This is a genomic window from Paraburkholderia piptadeniae, assembly GCF_900007165.1.
Taxonomy (GTDB): domain Bacteria; phylum Pseudomonadota; class Gammaproteobacteria; order Burkholderiales; family Burkholderiaceae; genus Paraburkholderia; species Paraburkholderia piptadeniae.
The window spans coordinates 94,322-118,141 of sequence record NZ_CYGY02000008.1; the positions used below are offsets into that span (position 1 = coordinate 94,322).

Genomic DNA, 23,820 nt, shown 5'->3' on the forward strand with positions numbered 1-23,820 from the left:
AGAACGGACGGAGTCGCATACGGCCGTAGAAGGTACGAACAGAACACAAGGCTGGGAGCAGGGGATGTTTATCGATACCCGCAGTGTCGAAGAGGGCGTCGCTGTGTCGACGACCGTATGCATCATCGGGGCAGGCGTCGCGGGTATCACGCTCGCGATGGAACTGGATCGCGCGGGCATCGAATGCTGCGTGCTCGAAAGCGGCGGCTATAAGGCGGACGACGAGACGCGCGATCTCTATCGCGGCGACAACGTCGGCATCCCATACATATTCGCGGACGGCTGCAGGAGCCGTTATCTCGGCGGCAGCAGCAATTGCTGGGGCGGCTGGTGCCGGCCGCTCGATCCTTGGGACTTCGACAAAAAGGAATGGGTCGCGCACAGCGGCTGGCCGTTCGGCCTCGACGAACTCATGCCGTACTATCAGCGCACGCACACGCTGCTCAAGCTCGGACCGGACAACTTCGATCCGGCGTGGTGGGAGCAGCAGATCAACCGGCACGATGTGCGCCGCTATCCGCTGATGTCGGGCAACGTGCGCGACACCGTCTCGCAGTTCAGCCCGCCAGTGCGCTTCGGCAAGGTGTATCGCGAAGTGCTGCGCCGCTCGGAGCGCGTGCGCGTGTTCCTGTACGCGAACGTGGTGAACATCGACACCGACAGCGAAGCGAAAGAAGTCACGGGCGTCGATATCGCGACGCTCACGGGCAAGCGCGTGCGCATGAACGCGAAGCTATTCGTGCTCGCGACAGGCGGCATCGAAAACGCGCGTCTTCTGCTCGCGTCGAACAAGGTGCAGGCGGCGGGCCTCGGCAATGGAAACGATCTGGTCGGCCGCTTCTTCATGGACCATCCGCGCCTGATGACAGGCAACGTGAAGTTCTCGAAGCGATGGGCGCGCAACAAGCTTTACGACATCAAGTACCACTATCAGAACCCCGTCGTCGCGGCGCACGGCACGCAAATCTCGTCGCAGTTCGCGCTGACGCACGACGTGATCATGCGCGAGAAGCTGCTCAACTCGCGCGTGTGGTTCTTCTCGCGCTTCTTCGGCGAAGGCAGTGCGGGATCGGAGGCGCTGATCCGCTGCCGCGAGGCGCTGCATCGCAAGGAGCAGCCTGGCCGGCGCGCGCGCGACGACTACATGACGATGGCCGCGCATCCCGTCGATACGATCGGCTTCGGGCTGACGCGTCTGTTGCAGTTGCGCGCGCTGATATCCGACGTGAAGCTGCAGGCGATCGTCGAAGCGGAGCCGAATCGCGACAGCCGCGTGACGCTGTCCGATCGCAAGGACCGGCTCGGGCTGCCGCGCGTGAAAGTGGACTGGCGGTTGACGGAGCTCGTGCAGCGCACGTTCGACCGCACCTTCCAGCTGCTCGCCGACGAACTGAAGATGATGGGCGTCGGCGAGGTCGAACTCGACGAGCCGCTGACGGGGCGCACGTCGTGGCCCGCGAAGCTCGAAGGCACATGGCATCACATGGGGACGACGCGGATGCACGATTCGTCGCGCGAGGGCGTCGTCGATCGCGACTGCAAGATGCACGGCGTGAGCAATCTGTATATCGCGGGCAGTTCGGTGTTTCCGACCGTCGGGGCGAACTTCCCGACGATCACGATCTCGGCTCTCGCGCTGCGGCTCGGCGAGCATCTCGTGCAACGGCTCGGCAAGCCCGACACGGCGACCGTGGTGCCGATCGGCGAAGCCGCCAACGCGCGCTTCGGCAACGTGCCGAATCCCGAAGTGAGCACGCTGCCGATTGCGGCGCAGTCGCTGGTCCGGGCGGGGGGTAATGAGGCGGTGTGAGGGGCTGCATGCGCTCGGATTCAGGCGAGCGCTCAAAGAGCGAATACGGATCTGACAGTAAAAATCCCGCGATATGTGTCGCGGGATTTGTTATTTGGGCGCAGCGTCTTGCGGCGCGTGACGCGGCTTCAACTGACCGAATGCTCCTTCTGCGCCGCCGCCTTCGAAGCCCTGCCCGCAGCAGCCCCAGGTGCATTCTGCTGCGCATCGGCCACGCGTGACGCGATCGTCGTCCCGACCGCCTGAGGCTGCAGTAACGCCGTCAACGCATCGACCATGCTCGCGATCCCAAAGCGCGCGTCGAAGGTTCTGCGCGCCTGCTCGCGCATCTTTGCCTTGTCGACTGTGTCGAGCGAATGCCAGTTCAGCAGGTTGCGCTGCGTGCCGCTGACGGTATCGCTCGATACCAATCCCGCGTGATCGCTTTCCACCTCGCGCCATACGCCGACCTTGTCGGACAGCAGTACGGGCAGACCGCACGCCAGCGCCTCGGCGACGGCGACGCCGAAGTTCTCCTGATGCGACGGCAACGCGAACACATCGCTTGCATAGAACGCGCCCCACTTCATATCGCCTTGCAGCATGCCGGGCCACGTGACGCGCTCCTCGATGCTGCACGCGCGCGCCAGCGCCTGCAACGGACGCTGCCAACCCGTCGCATCGGGACCGGCGATCACGAGATGCGCTTCGGGGTCGCGCTGCGCATGATCGGCGAATGCGTGGATCAGCAGGTCGCAGCCCTTCTTCTCGTGAATGCGTCCGAGAAACAGCACGATCCGTTTGCCGCGCAATTGCGGATACGCATTCAGGAAGACTTCGCGCAGCGCTCGCGCATGCGGCGGCGGCGCGTTGGTGCCGAACGGCACGACGCGCTCGTTCACGCGATACAGCCAGAACGACTGGCGCGCGAGCAGCCGCTCTTCCTCCGTCGTGAAGATCACGGCGGCCGCGTCGCGCAGCACGCGATATTCGGCCCACGGCCAGTACGCCCATTTCTTCAGATGCTTGAGCGGATAGGTGTGCTTGAACCAGGGGTCGAGCATGCCGTGCGTGTACACGTAATAAGGCACGTTGGACCCGCGCAGCGCGCGCCACGCGCCGAAGCCGTGGTATTGCCACAGGCCATGCACGATCACCGCGTCGAAGCGCTGTGCTTCGCGGCCCAGCCACGGCACATAGCTGGGCGTGAAGCCGTAGTAATTGCGCCCGGGGCCCAGCGCATGCACGGGCAGCGGGAAGTCGCGCACATAGGGCGCATCGGTGGCATCGAGCGATGCCACTTCGATCTCGTGACCCAGCGACGCCATCGCGACGCCGCTCTGTCGGACACCTTCAGTCGGCCCGCCTGCACGCGGATCGACTGTCGAAAGCAGATGAAGGATTTTCATTGGCAAGTCATGCGGCGTAGTGCAAAAGGAAATGGCGTGACGCAATCGAACCGGATGCCAGGCGTGGGCCGCTCATGCGGATGCCGGCATGCGGCGCTGACGCATGCCGCCCGCGCGGCTTGCATCGAAGGGCTCGGTGTCGCTCGTGTCCTGAAGCGCGTCGTGCTGCGCAGCGGATGCAAACGGCGCGGGCCGCGTCGGTTGTCCCGTTGGCCCTGGCGTTGGACGTCTTGCGCCGACCGGCGTCCTCGATGCCTGCGGCGGCACCACGGGTTCGACGCGCGAGCGTGCTTTCGCATCCAGCTCACGACGCAGCCGGCAATAGGTGGCGACTGTCAGGCCGAGCGCGACGCCGAATACGAGGCCGGAGAAACGCGGGCCGAGCGGATTGCCGCCGATCGACGTCGCGGGCAGCGCGGCCAGTTGCAGGATCGCGCGGCCGAACACGGGCAGCAGCGGCGTGCCGGGCGAGCGCGCGCGCCATCTCCGGTAGGCAAGCGAGCAACGCCAGAGCACGAAGACCACCGCGACGGGCAGCGCAATGCCGAACAGAATTCCCCCCGCGAACAACTGATAGATCCAGAAGTTGTGGCCTGCCGCCCACTCGTGGATCGCATAGAAATCCTTCTTGGTGATCTGTCCCGCGAGATCGGGCAGATACTGCGGCGAATAGCGATAGTAGTGGCCGTAGCCTTCGCCGAGCAGCAGCGTCTGCGTCGACGAGGTGACCTGGTCGAACTGGTCCTTGATTTCGGCAAGACGCGTGATCGTCGTCGGGTCCTTGCCGGTTTCGGTGTTGGCCGCGGCGTCGAAGCGCTGCGTCCAGTGCTTGCTGACGGACGGAAAGCTCCATACGGCGGCAGCGGCCATCGAGCCGATCACGACGCTCACGATGAACACGCGCACGGCCGAGTTCAGCAGATGGCGCGCCGATGGCGCGCTCATCCACGCGGCTAACAGGAACAGCACCACCGTGCCCACCAGCAGGCTGCGCGTGACGCTCAGCAGCTCGATGAGCACGGTGACGAGAAAGGTCGCCAGCATGAAGGGCGAAAAGCGCCGCGCGAGGACGAACTCGTGCAGCAGCACGCCCTGCAATCCGAGCAGCGTCACGGAGACGATGCGATAGCGCACGTCGGCAATCGCGCCGAGTCCGCCGCTCGTCGCGATGCCGAAGATCAGCGTGAAGATCAGAGCGACCAGGTTGGCCCAGAAAAGCGCCTTTTCCATCTGTCCGATGCGGTCTTCGTGCCATGGATGGCAAGCCATCTCATAGCCGAGCAGAAACAGCAGAAAGGGCAGGATGACGCGCATATAGTTGCCGAAATCGTTGCCCTGCACGAGTTGCGAAATCAGGCTGCACGGCACGCTCAGCACGAGGCAGAACGTGACGAAGCTGCGCAACGGAGATGGCTGCTTGAAGCGCGGCGCGATGAACATCAGCGCGACGGCGGCCGCGAGGACGGGGAGGACGAGCAGCACCTGGGCGGCGTGACCCGAATCTGCGTCGGGAGCCTTGTAGTCGAGCGCGAGCGGAAAGATGCACATCCAGATCCACAACGTAGCGTACTTGTTGCGCATCGACGATTCTCCCTCTCCCGGTGGGGTGTGCGGTGCGTTCATCGTGGCAGGGCGACGCGCGCCACTGTTCAGTCTGAATATAAATGGCCGGCTTCCGCTCAAGTCCGCGCGAGGCGTATTTCGCCTGGGTTCTGGCGGGGTCGACCGATGCGGCCAGATGCCGTTCGTCAGACGGTTTCGCACGTCTAACGACGCTGTCCGAGAACGACGGCAACTTGGCGCACGGGTGCACGCAGTAGCAAGCAACATGACTGATACCGTGCCGGCAGTGCCCGTCGAACGCGGCCATGCATGGGCCAAAAACAGGGTGGGCGGTTCTGCGCACGGCGGCTCGCGAACAACGAAACGACCAACGACCAACGACAGCAAACGATGTCGGAGGGGAACAACATGAAGCTATTCGGCAGCGCGGAATCGATGGTGCGGGGCAGGTCGGTCGAACTCGACTTCGTGCGCGGTATCGCGATCCTCGCCGTAATGGGCTTTCACTTCCACACCGTCAACACGGGCAGCACGCTGATCTCGATCATCGAGTATCCGCTGAAGAACTTCGGCCGCGAAGGCGTGAACCTGTTCTTCACGCTGAGCGGGTTCCTCGTCGGCGGACTGTTGCTGCGGCAATACGCCGAGAAGGGGCACGTCGACGCGCGCCGCTTCATCGTGCGCCGGATGTTCAAGATCTGGCCCGCGTATTACGTGCTGATCCTCTTTCACGCAATCGTCGGACGTCACCCGCTGGACTCGTTCCTGTGGCAGAACCTGACCCACCTGCAAAACTACTTCGGCACGTCGATTACGCAGACGTGGAGCCTCGCCGTCGAAGAGCACTTCTATCTGTTCCTGCCCGCCGTGCTACTGCTGTTCGCGCGCTGGCAGATGCGCGCCCGTTCGATCATCGGCGTTCTAGGGGGAATTTGCGTAATCGTGCTGATCGCGCGTTGCATCGAAGTGGCGAAAGGCGGCGTGGACCCGGCGTTTTTCTATACGCAGTACCGGATCGATAGCCTGCTCTACGGCGTGATTCTCGCCGCGATCTACTGGATGAAGCCCGACGTGTATCAGCGTCTTGCGAAAAAGACGGGCATGCTGCTCGCTGTCGTCGCTGTGCTCGTCGCGTGGCTCGCGTTCGCGACAAAGCATATTGCACTCGACGAGAGCATCGGCTACACGATTCAGGCGCTCGGCTTTTGCGCGTTCATCGTGCTGATGCTCGAGCACTCGGCCAAGGTGCGCACGTCGTTTGCGTATCGCGCGATCGCGTGGCTCGGCGTCTACTCATACGGTATCTATCTGTGGCACTCGCTCGCGCTCGCGCCCGGCGACATGGTGATCCACAAGGCGACGGCGCTCGGCATGCCGCCCATCGTCGTATGGGCGCTCGCGCTGACCGCGCAGGCGGCCGTCGCCATCATCGCGGGCTACGCGATGACGCGCGCCGTCGAGTATCCGTTCCTGCGGCTGCGCAATGCGCTGTTTCCGGCCAAGCGAAATGCGTCGGTGCGCGAAGAAATGCCTGTTGGCGGCCAACTGTCCTGATGCGCTGATGTCCGCGTAGCGATAACTGCCCGTGAGGCATCTCCGTCGAAAACGCCACGCGAGCTCGCCGCGTGAGGTCCGCGCGAATCTCGCCGCTGGTCGTAAGAAGCGGGGCTCAGGCACGCGTCGCAACGGCTTCGGTGATCGCCTGACGCAGCGTTTCCTTGAATTGCCCGAGCGTGTTGCGCGCGAGCAGATGATCGAGAGGCCGCCGATGCGGTTCCCCGCTGCGCCACTTCGCGGCGATGTCGTCGAGCGCGCGCTTGATCGATTGCGCGGACAGATCGTCGAGGCACGGCCCGAGCTGCCCGCCGCGGCTGAACCAGCCGATCAGCCCCTCGCTCGTCGCGACGACGGGCTTGTCGAAGCGGTACGCCTGCACCAGAACGCCGCTCATCCCGTAGTGGCCCTTGTAGCCGAGCCATACGACGTCGCAGGCGGAGAACAGGTCGCGTTCCATCTCGTTCGAAATGAAGCGGTCGAGGATCACGGGTGCAGGCTTGAGAATCGGAATGAATGCGCGCATGAAGCCGCGAATGTCCGGGTCCTGTTCGCCCGCGAGCAACAAGGTCGGCGCGTCCGTCATGCCCGCGAGCGCTTCCGTGAGTTCGCAGACGCCCTTGCGCTCGCTGATCGAGCCGTAGACGAGCAGATAGCGGCCGTCGGGATCGAGCCCGAGGCGCTCGCGCGCGACGAGCGGGTCTTCCGCTTTCGCATCGGGAAACGGATCGGCGACGTATTCGACTTTCGCGCCATGTTTCGGCTTCGCGCGGCCGACCCACTCGGCCAGCGTCGGATCGATCGACAGCAGCGTGCGCAGCCCTTTCGTATGCACGGCCCGGCGAAACAGCAGCGACTTCAGCATATTGACGAGCGGCCGCCCCGGCGTGCGCACGCCGACCTTGCGATGGTGGAAGGTCGCGCGCATCGTGATGGCGATCCACGGCGCCCTGCCGAACGGCGTGCCGAGCAGCGGCAGCGCATGAAAGAAGTAGTCGACGTAGGGCACGACGACGAGGCGCACGCGCTCGACACGTTTGACGGAGTCGTAAGCGAGCTTGAAATAGGCATGAAAGCGCGCGTAGCTGACGCGCCTCAGGCCGCGGCTCGGACGCTGGCTTTCCGCATCGACGAACGCGATCTGCAGGTCCTCGCGGTTCGCGGCCATGATCTCGCGTGCGAGCCGATGGTCCTCGTTCGAGTTCTCTGTCACGACGAGGCACGGATAGCCCGCTTCGAGACAGGTCTGCGCGATCCATTCGACGTAGCGCCAGCGATGCCCCGTGAAATTCGGCTCGATGATGACGACGTAGCCGAGCCTGGCGGCATCGGCGATGGGAGCTTCGATGGGCACGAGGTGAGTTGCGCGTTCCATGGTGATCATGACGGGCAGTATTGGGTCCACCTTAGCATCCTGCTTTCGGCGCGAACCGACAATTTCGCCATATCTTTGGCGCGAACGGACAGCCCGCATTGCGTGTTGCCGATTCTGACTGACTGATGGCGTTCGCGCGCGGGTGTGGCGAGTTACCTTGAAGAACGACGTGTTTGCGCCGGCGGCGCGTCGTCCCTGCGCGTGTGCGTGAGACATGGCGCATCGCCTCGACACCGCGCTTTCTCGTGACGATGCACTGCATTGACGGAACAAGGAGAAGTAGATTGCGGACGATGAGGCTACCGGCGTTTTCGTTCAGGGCGAGTCTGGGTTCGAGCGCGGCGACATGGGTATTGCTGCAGCAGGTGTTGATGCGCGGGCTCGTGGCCATCAAGTTTCTCGCGATCGGCCGCATTCTCGGGCCGGAGGCGATCGGCAGCGTGAGCGTCGCGCTGCTCGCCGTCGCGATTGCGGAGGCGCTGTCCGATACGGGCCTGTCCCAGGCCGTGATACAGGGGCAGGCCGCGCCGACGCGCGATGAGCTGGGCGCCGTCTGGACCACGCTCGCGTCGCGCGGCGTGCTGATCGGCGCGGCGCTCGTCGCGCTTGCGCCGCTCATGAACAGCCAGTTCCATCTGGGCGGCGCGCTGCTGCTGTTGCAGCTCGCGGCGCTGCTGCCGCTGCTGCGCGGCGTCGCGTCGCCGGCGTATTACGTCGTGCAGCGCGACCGGCGCTTCCAGCATGTCGCGCTCGTCGAGATATCGGCCGCGTTCGTCGATTGCTGCTTCGGACTGGCGCTCGCGCTGGCGGGTGCGGGCGCGTATTCGGTGCTGCTAGGCATGATCGTCGGCGAATTGCTGAAAACGGCGCTGACGTGGATCACGATGAATCCGCGTCCGCCCATTCGTCTGCGCTGGTCGGGCATCGGTCACTACATCGGATTCAGCCGCTGGATCTGGGCGGGCAGTGTCGTCAATCTCGTGCTGAACCAGTTCGACAAGGTGGTGGTGGGCAAACTGTTGGGCCCGGCGCAACTGGGCGCGTATCAGATGTCGTCGCGGCTCGCACAGATGCTGCTCGCCGATGCCGCGATCGCGATGTCGCAGTACCTGTTTCCCACCTTCGCGGCGCGACATCGGGCCGATCCCAAGGTCGCGGCGCGGCTTTTCAGGCGCTATATTGGTTTGATCGCACTGGGGCTCGTCGTCGTCGTGATCGTGCTGCGGCTCGCGGCGCACCTGCTCTTTTCGCTGATTCTCGGACCGGCGTGGCTGCCTGCCGTGCCGCTCTTCAAGATCTTCGTGATCAACATGGCGATTGGCGCGCTGATTGCGGTGCTGGTCTCGTATCTGCGTGCGGTCGGCGACGCGAAGGTGACCACGCAGGCGTCGGTGATCCAGGTGATCGTGCTGCTCGCCTGCGTGCCGCCCGCGACGCACTACTGGGGCGTCATTGGCATTGCATGGGCCATGACGCTTGGACTGAGTTGCGCGGCGATATGGATGGCGTATCGGACGGCAAGGGTGCTTTGATGCGGATACTTCATCTCGTGCTTGAGCCGCGTCTGTCGGGCGCGGAGGTGCTCGCGAAGGATCTCGCGATCCATCAGCAGCGCGAGGGAAGCGTGGTCGGCGTGACGTCGCTGTTGCCGGAGCATGCGGATTTCGCGCCGCTCACGCGCGAGCTCGCGAGCCACGGCGTCGAGTGCGTGTTTCCTTGCAGGCGTTCGACACTGCCGGGCAAGCTAGTCTTTCTGGCGCGCGTGCTGCGGCATTTCAGGCCCGATGTAATGTTCGCTCACGCGACGATTCCCGCTTTCTACGCACGCGCGCTCCCGACCAAAGTGCCCGTAATCTACGTGATGCATTCGGCCGTCAACGATTTCGAGCGGGCGCTCTTTCGCTACGTCGAACGGGTATTGTCGTCGCGGGCGAGGGCGGTGATCGGCGTATCGCCGGCCAATCTGCATGACTATACGAACAGTGTTCGCGCGCATCCGTCGTTGACGCTGATCCCGAACGGCGTCGACACGACGCGCTTCGCATTCGACGATCGCCCGCGCGACGGCGATGCGCCGCTGCAGATCGTGCAGATCGGGCGATACACGTCGGTGAAGAACCAGTTGCAAACGGTGCACGCGTTTCGCGAGGTCGCGGCGCAGGTGAAGGATGTGCGGCTGCAGTTGTATGGCGTGGTCGAGGACCCGGCTTATCTGGCGGCGGTTCAGGATCTGGTGAAGAAGCTTGCGCTCGAAGAGCGGGTGACCGTGGAGGGGCCGCACCCGGATGTGTGCGGCGTGCTTCGGGCGTCCAATGTGTTCGCGATGCCGTCGCGTTCTGAGGGGCACAGCATCGCGTTTCTGGAGGCGCTGGCTTCGGGGATTCCCGTCGTCGCCAGTACGATCATGCCGTTCCAGTTCGCGAAGACGCTGCCGTGCGTGCAACTGGTCGATACCGACGATACGGCCGCTTATGCCGCCGCGCTGCTCGGCGCGCTCGCGCAGCCTCGGGTGCAGCGGACGCTCGTCGGGCTCACGTTGAAGGATACGGCCGAGCGGTATCTCGATGTCGCGAGGAAGGTGGCGGCGCGGGTTTAGATCGTCGATCGCACTTGTTGCACCGCGGCGCTCTGATTTCAGTTTGATTGGCAGTGCATAACATTCGAGCCTTGCGCTCGTCTGAGTTGCAACTGGGCCGCCAAAGCAAACGGCCTGCTTATAGGCAGGCCGTTCGTGTAACACCATATCCTTTGGTAGGCCGTACTGGATTCGAACCAGTGACCAACGGATTAAAAGTCCGCTGCTCTACCAGCTGAGCTAACGACCCAAAAGAGAAGCGAAATTATATCGGCGAGGGCATGGGCTGTCAACAATGCGCCGAGCAAATTAGCCGACGGCGGGCAGCCCGAAAAACGAAAAGCCCGAAACCGCCAGGTCCCGGGCTTTCCAGCGAGAGGCACGCGTATCGGTTATCGAACCTCGACACTGCGTGTTTTACTGCGCCTACATCCAGCAACCCGGCGCCCGGCGCAAACCGGACGCCGCAAAATCACTTGATCTGCGAAAGCTTGCTTTGCGCAGACTGCGCGACATCAGAGCCGCCGTATTGCGCGACGATCTGCTCGAGCGTTTTTCTGGCGGCGGCCTTCTGCCCCTGTTCGAGCTGATTGTTCGCGATTGCCAGCAACGCTTCCGGCGCGCGCGGATGCTGCGGATACCGCTGCACGACGCCTTGCCAGACGGCCGTCGAGCCCTTGTAGTCGCGCAGCGCGTACAGCGCGTTGCCGAGCCAGTACTGCGCAGTCGGCTGATACGGGCTTTGCGGGTACTTCGCGATAAAGCTGCGGAACGATGTCGCCGCGTTCTTGAAGTCCCCGTTGCGGAACTGCTGCGAAGCCGCGTTGAACGCCTCCGTTTCACCGGGCTGCACGGTGCCCTCGACGCCATCGACCGTCTGTTGCTGCGGCTCGAACTTCTTCAGACGACCGTCGAGGTCGGTGTAGTAGTCCTTCTGCTGCTTCTGCAACGTGGCGAGCTGGTTGGCGAGGTCCTCGTTCTGCCCACGCAGCGTCGCGACCTGCTGGTTCAGCTGGTCGAGACGGTTGGATTGATCGAGGATCGTGCGTTGAGCCGCCGACAGCTGGCTCGACAGACTATCAGTCTTGCTGCGCAGATCGAGGATCGCCTGGCGAGCCTGATCGTCGTCGAACATGCCTGCGTGAGCGGGCAGGGCCATCGCGACCGTCCCTGCGACGCAAGCGGCTGCGGCCATGCGCAGCCAGGAGAAACGGTGCGTCATACGGCTTGCCACCTATTACTGTTGATAGACGAGATCGGCGCGGCGGTTCTGCGCCCACGACGCTTCGTCATGACCCGATGCCACCGGCTTTTCCTTGCCGAGGCTCACGGCTTCCATTTCCGAATCCGAAACGCCCTGCAGCGACAGCGCGCGGCGGACCGCTTCAGCACGCTTCTGGCCGAGTGCCAGGTTGTACTCGCTCGTGCCGCGCTCGTCCGTGTTGCCCTGGATCAGGATGTGACGCTGCGGATGGCTCTTCAGGTACTGTCCGTGTTGCTGCAGCAGCGGCTGGTAGTCGTCCTTGACCGAGTAGCTGTCGAAATCGAAATAGATGCTGCGCTTCGCGAGCGGGCTGTTCGGATCGTTCAACGGATCGACGTTCACCGTGGCGACATCGTTCGGGTTGGGTTGCGCGCCTGCGCCGCCCTTGTTGGCGTTCTCGTCGAGCTTGACGCCCGAATGACAGGCAGCCAGCGCGCCGACCATGGTCACGGCAAACGCGATACGAAGTTTGGACATCATGCTTCATTCTCCTTGTGTGTTATTGCATAAACGGGCCCCAGGAAGGCTCGCGTACGCTGCCCCCCTGAACGGACAGGACCTGCCGCGTACGACCGTCGGTCGAAACTGCGGCCAACACGCCACGGCCGTTCACCTGAGTGGCGTAAAGAATGTACTGACCATTCGCCGCGAAGCTCGGCGATTCGTCATGTGTCGTATCGGTGAGCGCCGTCGCGACGCCCGACTGCAGATCCTGGATGTACAGCTTGAAGCCCCCACCCGTGCGCGAGATGTATGCGAGTTGCTTACCGTCCGCGCTCACGCGTGGACTCGTATTGTAGTTCCCGCTGAATGTCACGCGCTGCGCGCCGCCCGAGCCTTCGCCGCTGGCCGGCATCTTGTAGATTTGCGGCTGGCCGCCGCGGTCGCTGGTGAAATAGATCCACTGGCCGTCGGGAGAGTACGACGGCTCAGTATCGATCGACGTGCCTTGCGTCAGACGGCGCAGGCCGCTGCCGTCGGCGTTGACGGCGAAAATCTGCGTATTGCCGGTGCGCGACAGGGCGACGGCGAGCGTGCGGCCGTCAGGCGACCATGCCGGTGCACTGTTGTTGCCCTTCTGATCGGACACGACGACGCGGCGGCCCGTCGGCAGATCGTGGATGTAGACGATCGGCTTCTTCCTTTCGAACGACACGTACGCGACCTTCGTGCCGTCCGGCGACCAGGCGGGCGAAATGATCGGCTCGGGGCTGGAGAGCGCGATGTGCGCGTCCTGACCGTCCGAATCCGAAATCTGCAGCTGGTAGCGGCCGCCCGTCTTGATCACATACGACAGGCGTGTCGCGAACACGCCGCGGCCGCCCATCAACTTTGCATAGATATAGTCCGCGACCTTGTGCGCGCTCATGCGCAGGCCGCTTTCGGGACTGGTCAACTCGAGGCCACCCAGGTTTTGCTGCTTGACGGTGTCGTACAGCTTGAAGCGCACCTGGTACTGGCCGTTCGGCAGACGCGTGACGCTGCCCGCAACGAACGCATCCGCGCCCTTGGCCTTCCACGCGCCCAGATCGACCGAATCGCCTTCCGAAACGGGCGAGCCGCCGGCATCGATGTTGGTGAATTTACCGCTGCGCTGAAGGTCCTGACGGACGATCGCGCTGATCTGCTGGGGAGAATTGGCCTCGTTGGCAAAATTTGCCGTGGCAATCGGGAACTGGGTGGACCCTACGCCCGTCACGAGGACGTTGAGTTGTGCATGGGCGGCACCGCCGGCGGCGATCAGGCACGACGCTACGAGCGCTCGCAGGCCTAGCTTGGTCATCAAACTCATTCTGTATAAATTCCCCAAAAACGAATTTCTAACACTCCAGGATTACAAACAGACCGCCATACGCAGAAATCGTTCCCGGTCGCCCACTTGCAAGGCGGGCGGACCGTTCAACGCGGTTCCACGCGTTCAGGCGGCAGGACGCAGTGTGATCGTAAAGCTCGGAGGCGTCTTGCCGTTGACGTCTTGCGGCATCGGGTCCGAGCGCTGGACGGCGCGCAACGCAGCGTCGTCCCACGCCGAGTTGCCGCTGCTGCGCCTGATCGTTGCGCTCAGCAAGGTGCCCGTCGGCGCGCAGCGGACGTCAACCACGGTTTCGAGGCCCGCCGTATCGCCCGACCAGATGATGTTCGGACGCACGCGGCGCTGCACCTTCTCCGCATAGCCCGGCGACGTGGCGTTGCCGCCCGCGCCGCTGCCCGTGCCGCTCTTCGCCAGACCGTTGCCCGTCGAGCCTTCGCCGCCCGCCATACCCTGCATCGCGGCGAGACGCTCGCGACGCTCCGCGTCGAGCTTCTTCGCAGCCTCGGCCTGCGCCTGTGCCTTGGCTTTCGCGGCTTTCGCCGCCTCAGCCTTGGCCTGTGCTTCGGCCTGAGCCTGCTTCGCTTGCTGTTCCTTCTGCTGCTCTTCCTGCTGCTTCTTCAACTGCTCCTGCTTCTGCTGGGCCAGTTGCTGCTGCTTCAACCTTTCGGCTTGCTGCTGTTGCTGAAGTTGCTGCTGCTTGAGCTTCGCGGCCGCGGCGGCCGCCGCCTGGTCCGCGGCCAGCTGCTGCTGGCGCTTCGCTTCCGCTTCCTGCTGGGCCTGCAATTTCTGTTGACGCTGCTGCTCGGCGAGTTCGGCCTGACGCTGCGCTTCCTGCTGTTTACGCTTCTTTTCCTGCAGCGCGATGTCAGCCTCTTCGTTGTTGACCTGCGGCGCGGGCTTCACGGGCGCGGGCGGCGGCGGAGCGGGCCGCGGCGCCGGCGTATCCGGCACCTGTGTCCACAGTTCGGCTTCCGCGCCCGCGGGCGTGCTGTTCTGCCAGTGGATGCCGTGATACAGGAAGAACCCGAGAAGCACGTGCATCAGCGCGGCGAGCGCGAACGCGCGCCCCGTGCCGCGCTCGCGCGGCGGTTGCAGCGGATAGACGTTTTTCGGTCGGCGGATCATTGCGATTTGACGAGCAATCCAACGCGCTTGACGCCGCGAGCCTTCAGGTCGGACATCACGTTCATCACGACTTCATACTTCACGGTCTTGTCGGCGGCGATCACGACGGGTTGATCCGGATGCGATGCCTCACGGTCAGTGACGAAGCTGCGCAGGTCGGCCTGCGTCATCGTCTCCTGCTGGGTCGTGCCCGCGTCGTCCTTGTACTTGACGCTCATGTTGCCGTCCGCGCGGATGTTGACGACGACGGGCGGCGTCTGCTGCTGGGGCGCGGCGCCGCCGACAGTCGGCAGGTTCACGATCGACGGCGCGACGAGCGGGGCCGTCACCATGAAGATCACGAGCAGCACGAGCATCACGTCGATGTACGGCACGACGTTGATGTCGGACATCGCGCGGCGCGAGCGGCTGCCGCGCATGCTGGAACGAACTGAACCGGCCATCGTGGACTCCTTAATGGGCCTGGCGTTGCAGGATGTTCGAGAACTCTTCGATGAAGGTTTCGAAGCGGATCGCCAGGCGATCGATGTCGTGCGCGTAGCGGTTGTACGCGACGACGGCGGGGATGGCGGCAAAGAGACCAATGGCCGTTGCAGTCAGCGCTTCGGCGATGCCGGGCGCGACGTTCGCAAGCGTCGCCTGCTGGACGTTCGCGAGACCGCGGAACGCGTTCATGATGCCCCACACCGTGCCGAAGAGACCGATATACGGGCTGACGGAACCGACAGATGCAAGGAACGCGAGGTTGGCTTCGAGCACGTCCATTTCGCGCTGGAATGCGGCGCGCATGGCGCGGCGCGCGCCGTCGAGAATCGCACCCGGATCGTTGATCCGCTTTTCCTTGCCTTTCAGAAACTCACGCATGCCCGATTCGAAGATACGTTCGAGCGCCCCGATCGTGTGACGGTTGTTCGCGGCGCTCTGATACAGCGCCTGCAGGTCGCCGCCCGACCAGAAATCGCGTTCGAAACGTTCAGTCTGCGCCCGCGCGCGGCGAATCGCAAACCACTTGCGGAAGATGAAAGTCCACGACATCAGCGACAGCAGCAGCAGCAGCCCCATCACCGCCTGCGCCAGCAGGCTCGCATTGAGAACAAGAGAAATGATCGAAAGATCTTGAGTAGTGTTCATAGAGTTTCGCTGTAACGTCCCGGGAGGGCATCCGGCTGAAAGGCGGTTCGAAGCGGTCGGTTGGCATTCAGTCGGCAAACCGGAAGCTTCGGCGGATCCTTCGCCGAACCATGCTTGGTCTTGTTGTGACCGTTACGAATTCACTGTCGAGGTAACAACGACACTTAATTGCCTGCCGTTGACACGCTCGCGCCGTTTGAGTCCGATCCGCGCCGCAACGCAGTGAGAACAGGCGGAGGAATGGCGGCCGGTTTCATCGCCGTCGAGTCGACGCAGCCCACGCGGATCGTGCCCGTTGCCAGCAGCGTGTCGTCGCGCCAGGCTTCCTGGACGAAATCCACCGACGCGCGGCCGATCCGCTCGATCCGGCTGACGATGCGCAGCAAGTCGTCGAGCCTCGCCGGGGCTCGATAGTCGAGCGCGGTGCTACGCACGACGAAAAGCGCGCCCGTTTCTTCGGCCAGCTTGCGTTGATCGACGCCGCATGCCCGCAGCCATTCGGTGCGGGCACGCTCAAAAAACTTCAAGTAGTTTGCGTAAAACACTATGCCGCCAGCGTCGGTGTCTTCGTAATACACGCGAATCGGCCAGATAAAGCCAATTTCGGCGCCAGGCTGACTTTCAGACATATTCATCAGTTTGTGCGGGAAACCCCGGCCTTCAGGCCGGGAAGGGATAGCGCGCCGTACGAAGCACGGCCTTCTCCTGCGTCTCCTTTGGGTAAAGCTGTCTTGAGTAACCATAACCGTCGCTACGCTGAACCAGCTGACAATGGCGATGCGCAACGCCTTGCACCACCTCGCCAGCCGACTGAATGTTGAAGTAGCCCGTCGCGCGCACCGCGACGCGGCCTATGTGCGTTCCCGCCTTCTGACCGGAGGGAACCTTGGCGCGCACCAGGTCACCAGTCTGGAAACCGTGCACGCGCTTTTCGCGGGTCAGATGCCCGCGTGGAAAACCATATCGGTCCAGGCGCGTGCGCTGGTAACTGCCCCGGCCCGCACATTTCACCACCAGGGTCGGCGCGCGCCAGCCCGACACCGCCGCGACCGCGCCGACGCAAACTGCGTCCAGTGCGTGCGTTTTCGGGATCGCAAACCGGGTGCGGTTGAACTTTGTTTGCCCACCTGACGCCAACTCCACCGGCATCCCGGTTGTCTTGAGCGCATTGGCTAGCACCCAGCGGGTGGTGTTGACCGCCGCCGCGTCCTTGAGCGGGCGCTTCGCCTTCGCGAGGATTGCGCTCAATCGCTTGAGGTCCTTCGCCAGGAAGACTTCAACGGGCAAGGCTGCCTTTTTCTGATTACACGGCGCGCACCCCAGCGTCAGGTTGGAAACCCGGTTCGAGCCGCCCCTCGCTCGGGCCACGATGTGCTCAGTCTGCAGCGGCACGTTAGTCGTGTCGCAGTAGGCACACACGCGACCCCACTTCTCGAGCAGGTACTCGCGCACTTCGTAGTCCGCCAGCGTGCCCTGCTGGTACTCGGCACCTTCGATGTCTGGGTTGTCGAGGGCCTGCATGTCGAAGCGGACCAGCTCGCTGGACAGCGCCGTCACCGGAGCCCAGCGCGAAATGCGCCGAACCCAGGCCATGATGGTGTCGACCCGGTGCTGCAGCGAGGGCGGCAGCCATCCCTCTGTACGGGTGCGATTCAGGAATCGTGGCGCCCGATAGCGCAGGTTGCCACGGCGCCGGCGGCGCATCGCGCGGCGCGCGGTGAGCGCCGCGCTGATTTGCCGGCCGCGATGGACGAGACCGAACAGGTTGAGAACCGCGGCCCCGCGCTGCATCTCGCCTGTAGAGGGGGCGAGCACATCGGTGTCACGCACCAGTGCCCCTCCGGTAGTCTTGCTGCCCGGGTCGAGCTTGATGCGGAGGGGCTGAAGGTTGCTCGCAGCTGCGCCGCGGTCCACGAGCCGGATAATGAACGGCATGACGCGATGCACGCGTGCCCGGCCGCGCGCGAGCAACAGCCTCGCCCGCTTCTCGGTGCACGGCATCAACGCCTTGCCTGTCTTATCGAGAACGAAAACCGCCAAAACAGCTCCTTTTTTAATCCATGCCGTCTTTCCGGCTGCCAGCCCTTACGGGCCTTGTGACGGGAGCCGTGTGGCTCCGCTCCCCTCGACCATGTTGTGTAGCAGGTGGTGAGGTAGCTCACCCGTCGCAGCCCGTTTCGTACCTACCCGGGGCTTGTCTGCTGCTGCAACTTCCAGAGCGTCGAACTGAGGAAGGATTCGACGGTGGGTCGGCTGCCTTCTGCACAACGTAGCGCGTCACCGCGCTGGGTCTGGTCAATCTCAGACTCAAGAGGTGCTCCTCCTCAAGCCTCGGCCTTCAGGCCGGGGTGATTGACAGCGGCGCATTTTACCGGAACGCAAAAGACCGCCGCATTTTAAGGCATATGAATTGCACGGCCGCACCCGACTGTGTCCGTTCGATGTGACGTCGCGGCGACGCTCAGCCCCGATGAACGCTCAGGGCGGCGAACGATTGCGCGATAGGCATCAGCTCGATCGAATTGATGTTCACGTGCGCGGGTCGCGTCGCGACCCAGTAGATCGAATCGGCAATATCTTCGGGCGTGAGGGGCTGCACGTTCTGGTACATACCTGCGGCCTTTGCGTCGTCGCCGCGAAACCGCACGTTCGAAAACTCGGTGCCACCGCACAGGCCCGGCTCGATGTCCGTCACGCGAATCGGCGTGCCCGTGAGGTCGGCGCGCAGGTTCAGGCTGAACTGGCGCACGAACGCCTTGGTCGCGCCGTACACGTTGCCGCCCGGATACGGCCACGAGCCCGCCGCCGATCCGAGATTGAACACATGCCCTCGGCCGCGTTCGAGCATGCCGGGCAGGAATGCTCGCGTGACCTGCACGAGACCCACGCAGTTGGTGTCGATCATCGTCGTCCAGTCGTCGAGATCCGCGCGTTGGGCGGGCTCGAGTCCGAGCGCGAGGCCGGCGTTGTTGACGAGCACGTCGACGGCGGCGAAGTCGGCGGGAAGAGCGGCGGGAGCCGCCTCGACGGCCGCGCGGTCGCGCACGTCGAGTTCGATCGGCAGCAGGTTATCGCCGAGTTCGTCCGCGAGCGCCTGCAGACGGTCCTTGCGGCGCGCGGTGGCGACGACGCGGTGGCCGCCTTTGACAAAAGCCCGGGCGATAGCGGCGCCGAACCCAGCGGACGCCCCCGTAACGAACACGATCATTGCTGTTCCCTGGTCGGTGGAGAAAGGCCACAAGCCTACTTCCAATGGCGAGCTGCGGCAAGAATGACCCCGCCGCGCGAAGGCACGTCCGGGCGGCACGCCGAGCGGCGCTGCGGGGCTTCTGGCGGCGGGCGCGGCGCGCCTGGCGGTTCGGTTGCCTATTCCCCCTGGTTCCAATAAACTAACGCGCTCACCCCTGCGTGACTGGCGATAGAACCCGAAGCTGTCAAGCCTGACGGGTTCAAGGTGGAGCATCCCACCGTGAAGCGCAGGGTGCCGTTTTGCCGTTCGCCTGGGCAGCCATGTTTCGAGCGCGCCGTCGTTTGCGCTGCCGGTGGTTGTCCTGCTTCGCGTGTGCGGCACCTCCTTCACGCGCCACGTCAAGGCTCCCACCATCAGCAGCGGCCAGCAGTGCTGCGTACCCACTACGCTCCCGGCACACGACCTGCGCACGATCCGGTCAACCTGAACACACTTAACGGAACCAGCATGTTTGACAGAGCCCAAAGCACCATCGCCAACGTCGACCCCGAAATCTGGAAGGCAATCCAGGACGAGAACCACCGTCAGGAAGAGCACATCGAACTGATCGCGTCGGAAAACTACACGAGCCCGGCCGTGATGGCCGCGCAGGGCTCGCAGCTCACGAACAAGTACGCCGAAGGCTATCCGGGCAAGCGCTACTACGGCGGTTGCGAGTACGTCGACGTCGTCGAGCAGCTGGCGATCGACCGCGTGAAGCAGCTGTTCGGCGCGGAAGCCGCGAACGTCCAGCCGAACTCGGGTTCGCAGGCGAACCAGGGCGTGTTCTTCGCGATGCTCAAGCCGGGCGACACAATCATGGGCATGAGCCTCGCGCACGGCGGCCACCTGACGCACGGCTCGCCCGTCAACATGTCGGGCAAGTGGTTCAACGTGGTCAGCTACGGCCTGAACGAAGCGGAAGACATCGACTACGACGCGGCTGAAAAGCTCGCCCAGGAGCACAAGCCGAAGCTCATCATCGCGGGCGCATCGGCGTTCGCGCTGCGCATCGATTTCGAGCGTCTGTCGAAGATCGCGAAGTCGGTCGGCGCGTATCTGATGGTCGACATGGCGCACTACGCCGGCCTGATCGCTGCGGGCGTGTACCCGAACCCCGTGCAGTTCGCCGACTTCGTCACGACGACCACGCACAAGAGCCTGCGCGGTCCGCGCGGCGGCGTGATCCTGATGAAGGCCGAGTACGAGAAGCAGATCAATTCGGCGATCTTCCCTGGCATTCAGGGCGGACCGCTCATGCACGTGATCGCGGGCAAGGCGGTCGCGTTCAAGGAAGCGCTGTCGCCGGAATTCAAGGAATACCAGCAGCGCGTGGTGGAGAACGCACGCGTGCTCGCCGAGACGCTCGTCAAGCGCGGTCTGCGCATCGTGTCGGGTCGCACGGAAAGCCATGTGATGCTGGTCGACCTGCGCGCGAAGAAGATCACGGGCAAGGCCGCGGAAGCGGCACTGGGCGCGGCGCACATCACCGTGAACAAGAACGCGATTCCGAACGACCCGGAAAAGCCGTTCGTCACAAGCGGCATCCGTCTCGGTTCGCCGGCAATGACGACGCGCGGCTTCGGCACGAAGGAAGCCGAGCAGGTCGGCAACCTGATCGCCGACGTGCTGGACAATCCGGAAGACACGGCCACGATCGAACGCGTACGCGCGCAGGTCGCCGAGCTGACGCAACGTTTCCCGGTCTACCGTTAAGCTGCCATGCGCTGCCCCTTTTGCCGGCATGACGATACGCAGGTCGTCGACTCGCGCGTATCGGAGGACGGCGCCGCGATCCGGCGCCGTCGCCGCTGCCCGGCCTGCGACAAGCGTTTCACGACATACGAGCGGGTCGAGCTGGCGTTGCCCGCCGTCGTAAAGAAGGACGGCAGCCGCACGGAGTTCGATCGCCGCAAGATCGTCGCGAGCATGCAACTGGCGCTGCGCAAGCGCCCCGTTGCGGCCGACGCGGTCGATGCCGCAGCGTCGCGCATCGAGTATCAGCTGCTTGGCAGCGGCGAGCGCGAAGTGCGCAGCGAGCGTCTGGGCGAACTCGTGATGAACGAGTTGCGCGCGCTCGACACCATCGCGTACGTGCGCTTTGCTTCCGTCTACCGGCGCTTCGAAGACGTTTCCGAGTTTGAAGACGTCATCGAAGAGTTTCGCCGGATGAACGCACCGGCCGCTCCCGCGAAGCCTTCCCGCAAGCGCTGATTGTTCGCGCATCCGCATTTTTTCTCCCTGAAGTCCACCCGCGAATCCATCTGATGCACGTGCATTGTCGTGCAGGGATTCGCGCGTCCGCCACCTGGCCATCCGGCTAATTGTGAGCGTCGCCGCAGGCCGTTAGAGTCGTCGCGTTCTTGGCAGAAATCGAGGAATGCTGATGAAACGTGATGCTCATTCATGGCGTGTCTGTCGCGGGTTCACACTGTTCGAGACGCTTGTCGTAATCGCGTTGCTCGTGATCGTCACGACGATGAGCGTGCCTTCGTTCGTGGCCTGGCACATGCGCGATCAGGTCGACGCGCGTGCCCGCGTGCTGCTGTTCACGCTCAGTTACGCACGCGGCGAAGCACTGAGGCGCGGCGTGCGCGTGACAGTGTGCCGGGTCGATTCGGCGCGTCATTGCCTTGCCGTCGGACAGGCGTGCAAGACGGGCGCTGTGGATTGGTCATGCGGATGGGCCGTGATGATCGAGCACCCGGGAGGCTTCTATCCGTTGCGCGTGCAACCCGACCTCACAGATGTCAGCATCGCGGGCGCGCTCACCAACCTCACCTTTACCAGGAAGCGCGGAAAGCCCTTCGTTCACGTTCGTTCACATGGGGGATGTAGAGCGCGTCGACTGCAGGTCGACTTGACTTTGGTTGCATTGTCATTAAATTTGCTCTATGCCAATAATCAAGCCTGGTCCGACAACCACGACACGCGTGCTCAGAGTCCGCCTGAAGGACCGGCACGCGTCGGAGTTGCTGGACAAGGCGTTCTGGGTTAACCGGGTCTGGAATTATTCGAATGAGCTCTCGCACAAGGTGTGGGAGCGCGAACGGCGCTTTATCGGCAACTACGAGATAGATCGGTACACCAGCGGCGCGTCAAAGGCTGGCGTCAGGCTGCACTCCCAGACGATCCAGGCGGTCAGCGCCGAGTATGTCACGCGGCGGGGTTCAGGCCCGCAAGGTGAAGCTGCGCCGGCGGGTATCGTCCGGTTCGCGCCGCAGTCTTGGGTGGGTGCCGTTCAAGGCGTCAGCGCTACGCTTTCGCAACGGGCAGTTGTTCATGTCCGGCTTCGACCGGCCTCTGTCGCTCTGGGACAGCTACGGTCTGTCCGGCTACGAGCTCGGGGCCGGTTGCTTCAGCGAGGATGCGCGCGGACGCTGGTACCTGAACGTGACGGTGAAGGTGAAGAAGGTGGAGCCGCAACAGCGACGCAGTGCGATCGGCATCGATCTGGGCCTGAAGGATTTCGCAAAGACCAGTCACGGTGAGCCGCTCGAGGCACAGCGCTTCTACCGCAGGTACGAGGCGGCGCTGGGCGTAGCGCAGCGCGCGCGGCAAAAGAAGCGAGTCGCCGCGCTGCATGCAAAGATCAAAAACAGCAGAAAGGATTTCCTGCACAAGGCTTCAACGGCACTCGTGCGCAAGCACGGTGCCATCTTCGTCAGCAATGTGAACGCCTCTGCCCTGGCACGGACCGGTATGGCCAAGTCCGTACTCGACGCAGGCTGGAGTGCGTTCCGGACCATGCTGCAATACAAGAGCGATGACGCGGGCGTGTGGTTCGAGGAAGTCGATGAGCGCTACTCCACCCAGACCTGTTCCTGTTGCGGATCGCGCACCGGGCCCAGCGGGCCGACCGGACTCGCGGTACGCGAGTGGACCTGCGCCTTGTGTGGCGTCCTGCACGACCGGGACACCAACGCGGCCCGCATCATTCTGCAGCGGGGGCTGGAACGTATGGAAGCGCAGTTTGCAGCGGGGGCCGGTCAAGCCACCGCGAATGAGCCGATAGCCGGGGTCGGACGTGACCCACTTGCAGAAGGAATCCCCGTCGTTTCCGCGACAGCGGCAGCCTTAGGCTGAGGGCGGGGACGTCAATCGAACTCGTGGTTGCGATGGCGATCGCGGCGACGCTCGCCGTCTTCGAAGTACCGTCCTGTCTCCCGCATATCGCAAAGTCGCACAGGATGGACGCTCTGCGGCGCAGTTCGTGAAGTTGTCCGCGTACGTGGATGGAGCGCCGTTACCCATTGGTTTCAACCAGGCGCCGCAGGCGGGGAAGGCGAACTATCACTTGCGTATTCTGTCCGCCGACGATTCGAACGGCGGCTATACGCTCGAAGCGCAACCGGTCGGGAACGGACCGATGGCTGACGACGCGTGCGGCACGCTCATTCTTGACGCGACGGGCACGAGGTTCAACCGTGGCTCAGCGGACGCAGTCTCTGACGAATGCTGGAGCACGCGATCGATGATTGAACAATCGACACGAGCCACGTCAGGGCGGGTTCATATCGGCGTCTTTCGCGCCAGCGGAGGTCGCCGCGGGTTTGTCAGCTTCACGCCTGACCTGTCTGTAGATGCGATACGCTTCCCATGCCGCCAGCGCGAGGCTGCCCCACTTGAGCACGGGCTTCGCGGTCGCCGTTACCTTGTTGCGGATCGGCTTCGCGAGCACGAGCGACACGATCGAACTGATCAGCGGGTACTCCCTGAGCAGCGCGCCGATTCCGCCAGCCGCGCCGCGACGGCGTCCCCAGGGCATCGCGCCGAAGCCCGGCACGATGAACTTGAGCCAGCTGAAATGCGTGACGGCACTGCGCAGATCGAGCGTCGCCCGCGCGAGTTCCATGCGTTCGACGTCCGCTCGCACGATCAGCAGTTCCTTGCGCAGCGCGCGCAGATGTGGCGCGCTCAGGTTTTTGCCGGTATGGCCGTGGCTTCGAAATGCGTTATCGGAATGGACCTGGCTCATGGTGGATCGCGGGTT

At 63.8% G+C, this 23,820-nt stretch carries 21 protein-coding genes, 1 tRNA gene and 1 riboswitch; of the genes, 8 read left to right on the forward strand and 14 right to left on the reverse strand.

Annotated features, from left to right (window positions below):
• Positions 1-64 precede the first annotated feature (64 nt).
• Positions 65-1,810 carry an FAD-dependent oxidoreductase gene (locus tag BN2476_RS02750; RefSeq protein ID WP_087732625.1) on the forward strand — a complete coding sequence of 582 codons (1,746 nt, stop codon included), beginning with the start codon at positions 65-67 and terminating at the stop codon, positions 1,808-1,810.
• Positions 1,811-1,938: 128 nt separating this feature from the next.
• Here BN2476_RS02750 and BN2476_RS02755 read toward each other — a convergent pair whose 3' ends face one another.
• Together BN2476_RS02755 and BN2476_RS02760 are read right to left on the reverse strand one after the other, a co-directional pair.
• Positions 1,939-3,198 (reverse strand): glycosyltransferase, encoded by a 1,260-nt coding sequence (locus BN2476_RS02755; protein ID WP_087732626.1) that lies wholly within the window; start codon positions 3,196-3,198, stop codon positions 1,939-1,941.
• A 72-nt stretch (positions 3,199-3,270) separates the two neighbouring features.
• Positions 3,271-4,779 carry an O-antigen ligase family protein gene (locus tag BN2476_RS02760; protein ID WP_087732627.1) on the reverse strand — a complete coding sequence of 503 codons (1,509 nt, stop codon included), beginning with the start codon at positions 4,777-4,779 and terminating at the stop codon, positions 3,271-3,273.
• A 390-nt stretch (positions 4,780-5,169) separates the two neighbouring features.
• On the opposite strand from BN2476_RS02760, the gene BN2476_RS02765 reads away from it, so the two are divergent.
• On the forward strand, positions 5,170-6,315 hold the full coding sequence (locus BN2476_RS02765; RefSeq protein WP_087732679.1) for an acyltransferase family protein: 1,146 nt from the start codon (positions 5,170-5,172) through the stop codon (positions 6,313-6,315).
• A gap of 115 nt (positions 6,316-6,430) precedes the next feature.
• Here BN2476_RS02765 and BN2476_RS02770 read toward each other — a convergent pair whose 3' ends face one another.
• On the reverse strand, positions 6,431-7,690 hold the full coding sequence (locus BN2476_RS02770) for a glycosyltransferase family protein (protein WP_087732628.1): 1,260 nt from the start codon (positions 7,688-7,690) through the stop codon (positions 6,431-6,433).
• Positions 7,691-7,974: 284 nt separating this feature from the next.
• Here BN2476_RS02770 and BN2476_RS02775 point away from each other — a divergent pair, with 284 nt between their 5' ends.
• Both BN2476_RS02775 and BN2476_RS02780 read left to right on the forward strand, forming a co-directional pair.
• Complete coding sequence (locus BN2476_RS02775; RefSeq protein WP_087732629.1) at positions 7,975-9,222, forward strand: oligosaccharide flippase family protein; 1,248 nt, start codon at positions 7,975-7,977, stop codon at positions 9,220-9,222.
• Positions 9,222-10,286: a glycosyltransferase gene (locus BN2476_RS02780; RefSeq protein ID WP_087732680.1), complete on the forward strand. Its 1,065-nt coding sequence runs from the start codon at positions 9,222-9,224 to the stop codon at positions 10,284-10,286. Before BN2476_RS02775 ends, BN2476_RS02780 begins: the two co-directional genes overlap by 1 nt.
• A 153-nt stretch (positions 10,287-10,439) precedes the next feature.
• Here the strand turns inward: BN2476_RS02780 and BN2476_RS02785 are convergent.
• From BN2476_RS02785 to ydfG, 10 genes are all read right to left on the reverse strand, one after another.
• Positions 10,440-10,515: transfer RNA gene (locus BN2476_RS02785), tRNA-Lys, on the reverse strand.
• A gap of 222 nt (positions 10,516-10,737) precedes the next feature.
• Positions 10,738-11,487, reverse strand: a complete 750-nt coding sequence (gene ybgF, locus BN2476_RS02790; protein WP_087732630.1) for a tol-pal system protein YbgF — start codon at positions 11,485-11,487, stop codon at positions 10,738-10,740.
• Positions 11,488-11,502: 15 nt separating this feature from the next.
• Positions 11,503-12,009, reverse strand: coding sequence for a peptidoglycan-associated lipoprotein Pal (pal, locus tag BN2476_RS02795; protein ID WP_087732631.1), 507 nt, complete (start codon positions 12,007-12,009; stop codon positions 11,503-11,505).
• 19 nt (positions 12,010-12,028) lie between these two features.
• Positions 12,029-13,321: a Tol-Pal system beta propeller repeat protein TolB gene (tolB, locus tag BN2476_RS02800; RefSeq protein ID WP_087732632.1), complete on the reverse strand. Its 1,293-nt coding sequence runs from the start codon at positions 13,319-13,321 to the stop codon at positions 12,029-12,031.
• A gap of 126 nt (positions 13,322-13,447) precedes the next feature.
• Positions 13,448-14,467 (reverse strand): cell envelope integrity protein TolA, encoded by a 1,020-nt coding sequence (gene tolA, locus BN2476_RS02805; RefSeq protein ID WP_087732633.1) that lies wholly within the window; start codon positions 14,465-14,467, stop codon positions 13,448-13,450.
• On the reverse strand, positions 14,464-14,910 hold the full coding sequence (tolR, locus tag BN2476_RS02810) for a protein TolR (protein ID WP_087732634.1): 447 nt from the start codon (positions 14,908-14,910) through the stop codon (positions 14,464-14,466). The genes tolA and tolR overlap by 4 nt, the downstream gene beginning before the upstream one ends.
• A 10-nt stretch (positions 14,911-14,920) precedes the next feature.
• A complete protein-coding gene (gene tolQ / locus BN2476_RS02815) occupies positions 14,921-15,598 on the reverse strand; it encodes a protein TolQ (protein WP_087732635.1) in 678 nt (225 codons plus the stop codon).
• A gap of 164 nt (positions 15,599-15,762) precedes the next feature.
• Positions 15,763-16,233, reverse strand: coding sequence for a tol-pal system-associated acyl-CoA thioesterase (ybgC, locus tag BN2476_RS02820; protein WP_087732636.1), 471 nt, complete (start codon positions 16,231-16,233; stop codon positions 15,763-15,765).
• A 25-nt stretch (positions 16,234-16,258) separates the two neighbouring features.
• Entirely contained in the window at positions 16,259-17,638 is a 1,380-nt protein-coding gene (gene iscB / locus BN2476_RS02825) for an RNA-guided endonuclease IscB (protein WP_143810885.1), read from the reverse strand.
• A gap of 421 nt (positions 17,639-18,059) precedes the next feature.
• Positions 18,060-18,806, reverse strand: coding sequence for a bifunctional NADP-dependent 3-hydroxy acid dehydrogenase/3-hydroxypropionate dehydrogenase YdfG (ydfG, locus tag BN2476_RS02830; protein WP_087732637.1), 747 nt, complete (start codon positions 18,804-18,806; stop codon positions 18,060-18,062).
• Between the two features lie 190 nt (positions 18,807-18,996).
• Positions 18,997-19,111: riboswitch (ZMP/ZTP riboswitch) on the forward strand.
• Positions 19,112-19,295: 184 nt separating this feature from the next.
• On the opposite strand from ydfG, the gene glyA reads away from it, so the two are divergent.
• The 4 genes from glyA (at position 19,296) to BN2476_RS02855 (ending at position 22,913) form a co-directional block, all read left to right on the forward strand.
• Positions 19,296-20,543: a serine hydroxymethyltransferase gene (gene glyA / locus BN2476_RS02840; protein WP_087732638.1), complete on the forward strand. Its 1,248-nt coding sequence runs from the start codon at positions 19,296-19,298 to the stop codon at positions 20,541-20,543.
• A 6-nt stretch (positions 20,544-20,549) separates the two neighbouring features.
• Positions 20,550-21,041 (forward strand): transcriptional regulator NrdR, encoded by a 492-nt coding sequence (gene nrdR, locus BN2476_RS02845; RefSeq protein ID WP_087732639.1) that lies wholly within the window; start codon positions 20,550-20,552, stop codon positions 21,039-21,041.
• 172 nt (positions 21,042-21,213) lie between these two features.
• On the forward strand, positions 21,214-21,825 hold the full coding sequence (locus tag BN2476_RS02850; RefSeq protein WP_173819577.1) for a GspH/FimT family pseudopilin: 612 nt from the start codon (positions 21,214-21,216) through the stop codon (positions 21,823-21,825).
• A 155-nt stretch (positions 21,826-21,980) separates the two neighbouring features.
• Complete coding sequence (locus BN2476_RS02855) at positions 21,981-22,913, forward strand: RNA-guided endonuclease InsQ/TnpB family protein (protein ID WP_235850672.1); 933 nt, start codon at positions 21,981-21,983, stop codon at positions 22,911-22,913.
• Positions 22,914-23,328: 415 nt separating this feature from the next.
• On the opposite strand, the gene BN2476_RS02865 is transcribed toward BN2476_RS02855, so the two are convergent.
• Positions 23,329-23,805: a DUF3318 domain-containing protein gene (locus BN2476_RS02865; RefSeq protein WP_087732641.1), complete on the reverse strand. Its 477-nt coding sequence runs from the start codon at positions 23,803-23,805 to the stop codon at positions 23,329-23,331.
• Between the last annotated feature and the right edge of the window lie 15 nt (positions 23,806-23,820).

Bases quoted from the DNA above. Each gene is read 5' to 3' on its own strand.
- BN2476_RS02750 (WP_087732625.1), top strand. From the start codon at position 65: ATGTTTATCGATACCCGCAGTGTCGAAGAGGGCGTCGCTGTGTCGACG.
- BN2476_RS02755 (WP_087732626.1), bottom strand. From the start codon at position 3,198: ATGAAAATCCTTCATCTGCTTTCGACAGTCGATCCGCGTGCAGGCGGG.
- BN2476_RS02760 (WP_087732627.1), bottom strand. From the start codon at position 4,779: ATGCGCAACAAGTACGCTACGTTGTGGATCTGGATGTGCATCTTTCCG.
- BN2476_RS02765 (WP_087732679.1), top strand. From the start codon at position 5,170: ATGAAGCTATTCGGCAGCGCGGAATCGATGGTGCGGGGCAGGTCGGTC.
- BN2476_RS02770 (WP_087732628.1), bottom strand. From the start codon at position 7,690: ATGGAACGCGCAACTCACCTCGTGCCCATCGAAGCTCCCATCGCCGAT.
- BN2476_RS02780 (WP_087732680.1), top strand. From the start codon at position 9,222: ATGCGGATACTTCATCTCGTGCTTGAGCCGCGTCTGTCGGGCGCGGAG.
- ybgF (WP_087732630.1), bottom strand. From the start codon at position 11,487: ATGACGCACCGTTTCTCCTGGCTGCGCATGGCCGCAGCCGCTTGCGTC.
- pal (WP_087732631.1), bottom strand. From the start codon at position 12,009: ATGATGTCCAAACTTCGTATCGCGTTTGCCGTGACCATGGTCGGCGCG.
- tolB (WP_087732632.1), bottom strand. From the start codon at position 13,321: ATGAGTTTGATGACCAAGCTAGGCCTGCGAGCGCTCGTAGCGTCGTGC.
- tolA (WP_087732633.1), bottom strand. From the start codon at position 14,467: ATGATCCGCCGACCGAAAAACGTCTATCCGCTGCAACCGCCGCGCGAG.
- tolR (WP_087732634.1), bottom strand. From the start codon at position 14,910: ATGGCCGGTTCAGTTCGTTCCAGCATGCGCGGCAGCCGCTCGCGCCGC.
- tolQ (WP_087732635.1), bottom strand. From the start codon at position 15,598: ATGAACACTACTCAAGATCTTTCGATCATTTCTCTTGTTCTCAATGCG.
- ybgC (WP_087732636.1), bottom strand. From the start codon at position 16,233: ATGAATATGTCTGAAAGTCAGCCTGGCGCCGAAATTGGCTTTATCTGG.
- ydfG (WP_087732637.1), bottom strand. From the start codon at position 18,806: ATGATCGTGTTCGTTACGGGGGCGTCCGCTGGGTTCGGCGCCGCTATC.
- glyA (WP_087732638.1), top strand. From the start codon at position 19,296: ATGTTTGACAGAGCCCAAAGCACCATCGCCAACGTCGACCCCGAAATC.
- nrdR (WP_087732639.1), top strand. From the start codon at position 20,550: ATGCGCTGCCCCTTTTGCCGGCATGACGATACGCAGGTCGTCGACTCG.
- BN2476_RS02850 (WP_173819577.1), top strand. From the start codon at position 21,214: ATGAAACGTGATGCTCATTCATGGCGTGTCTGTCGCGGGTTCACACTG.
- BN2476_RS02855 (WP_235850672.1), top strand. From the start codon at position 21,981: ATGTCACGCGGCGGGGTTCAGGCCCGCAAGGTGAAGCTGCGCCGGCGG.
- BN2476_RS02865 (WP_087732641.1), bottom strand. From the start codon at position 23,805: ATGAGCCAGGTCCATTCCGATAACGCATTTCGAAGCCACGGCCATACC.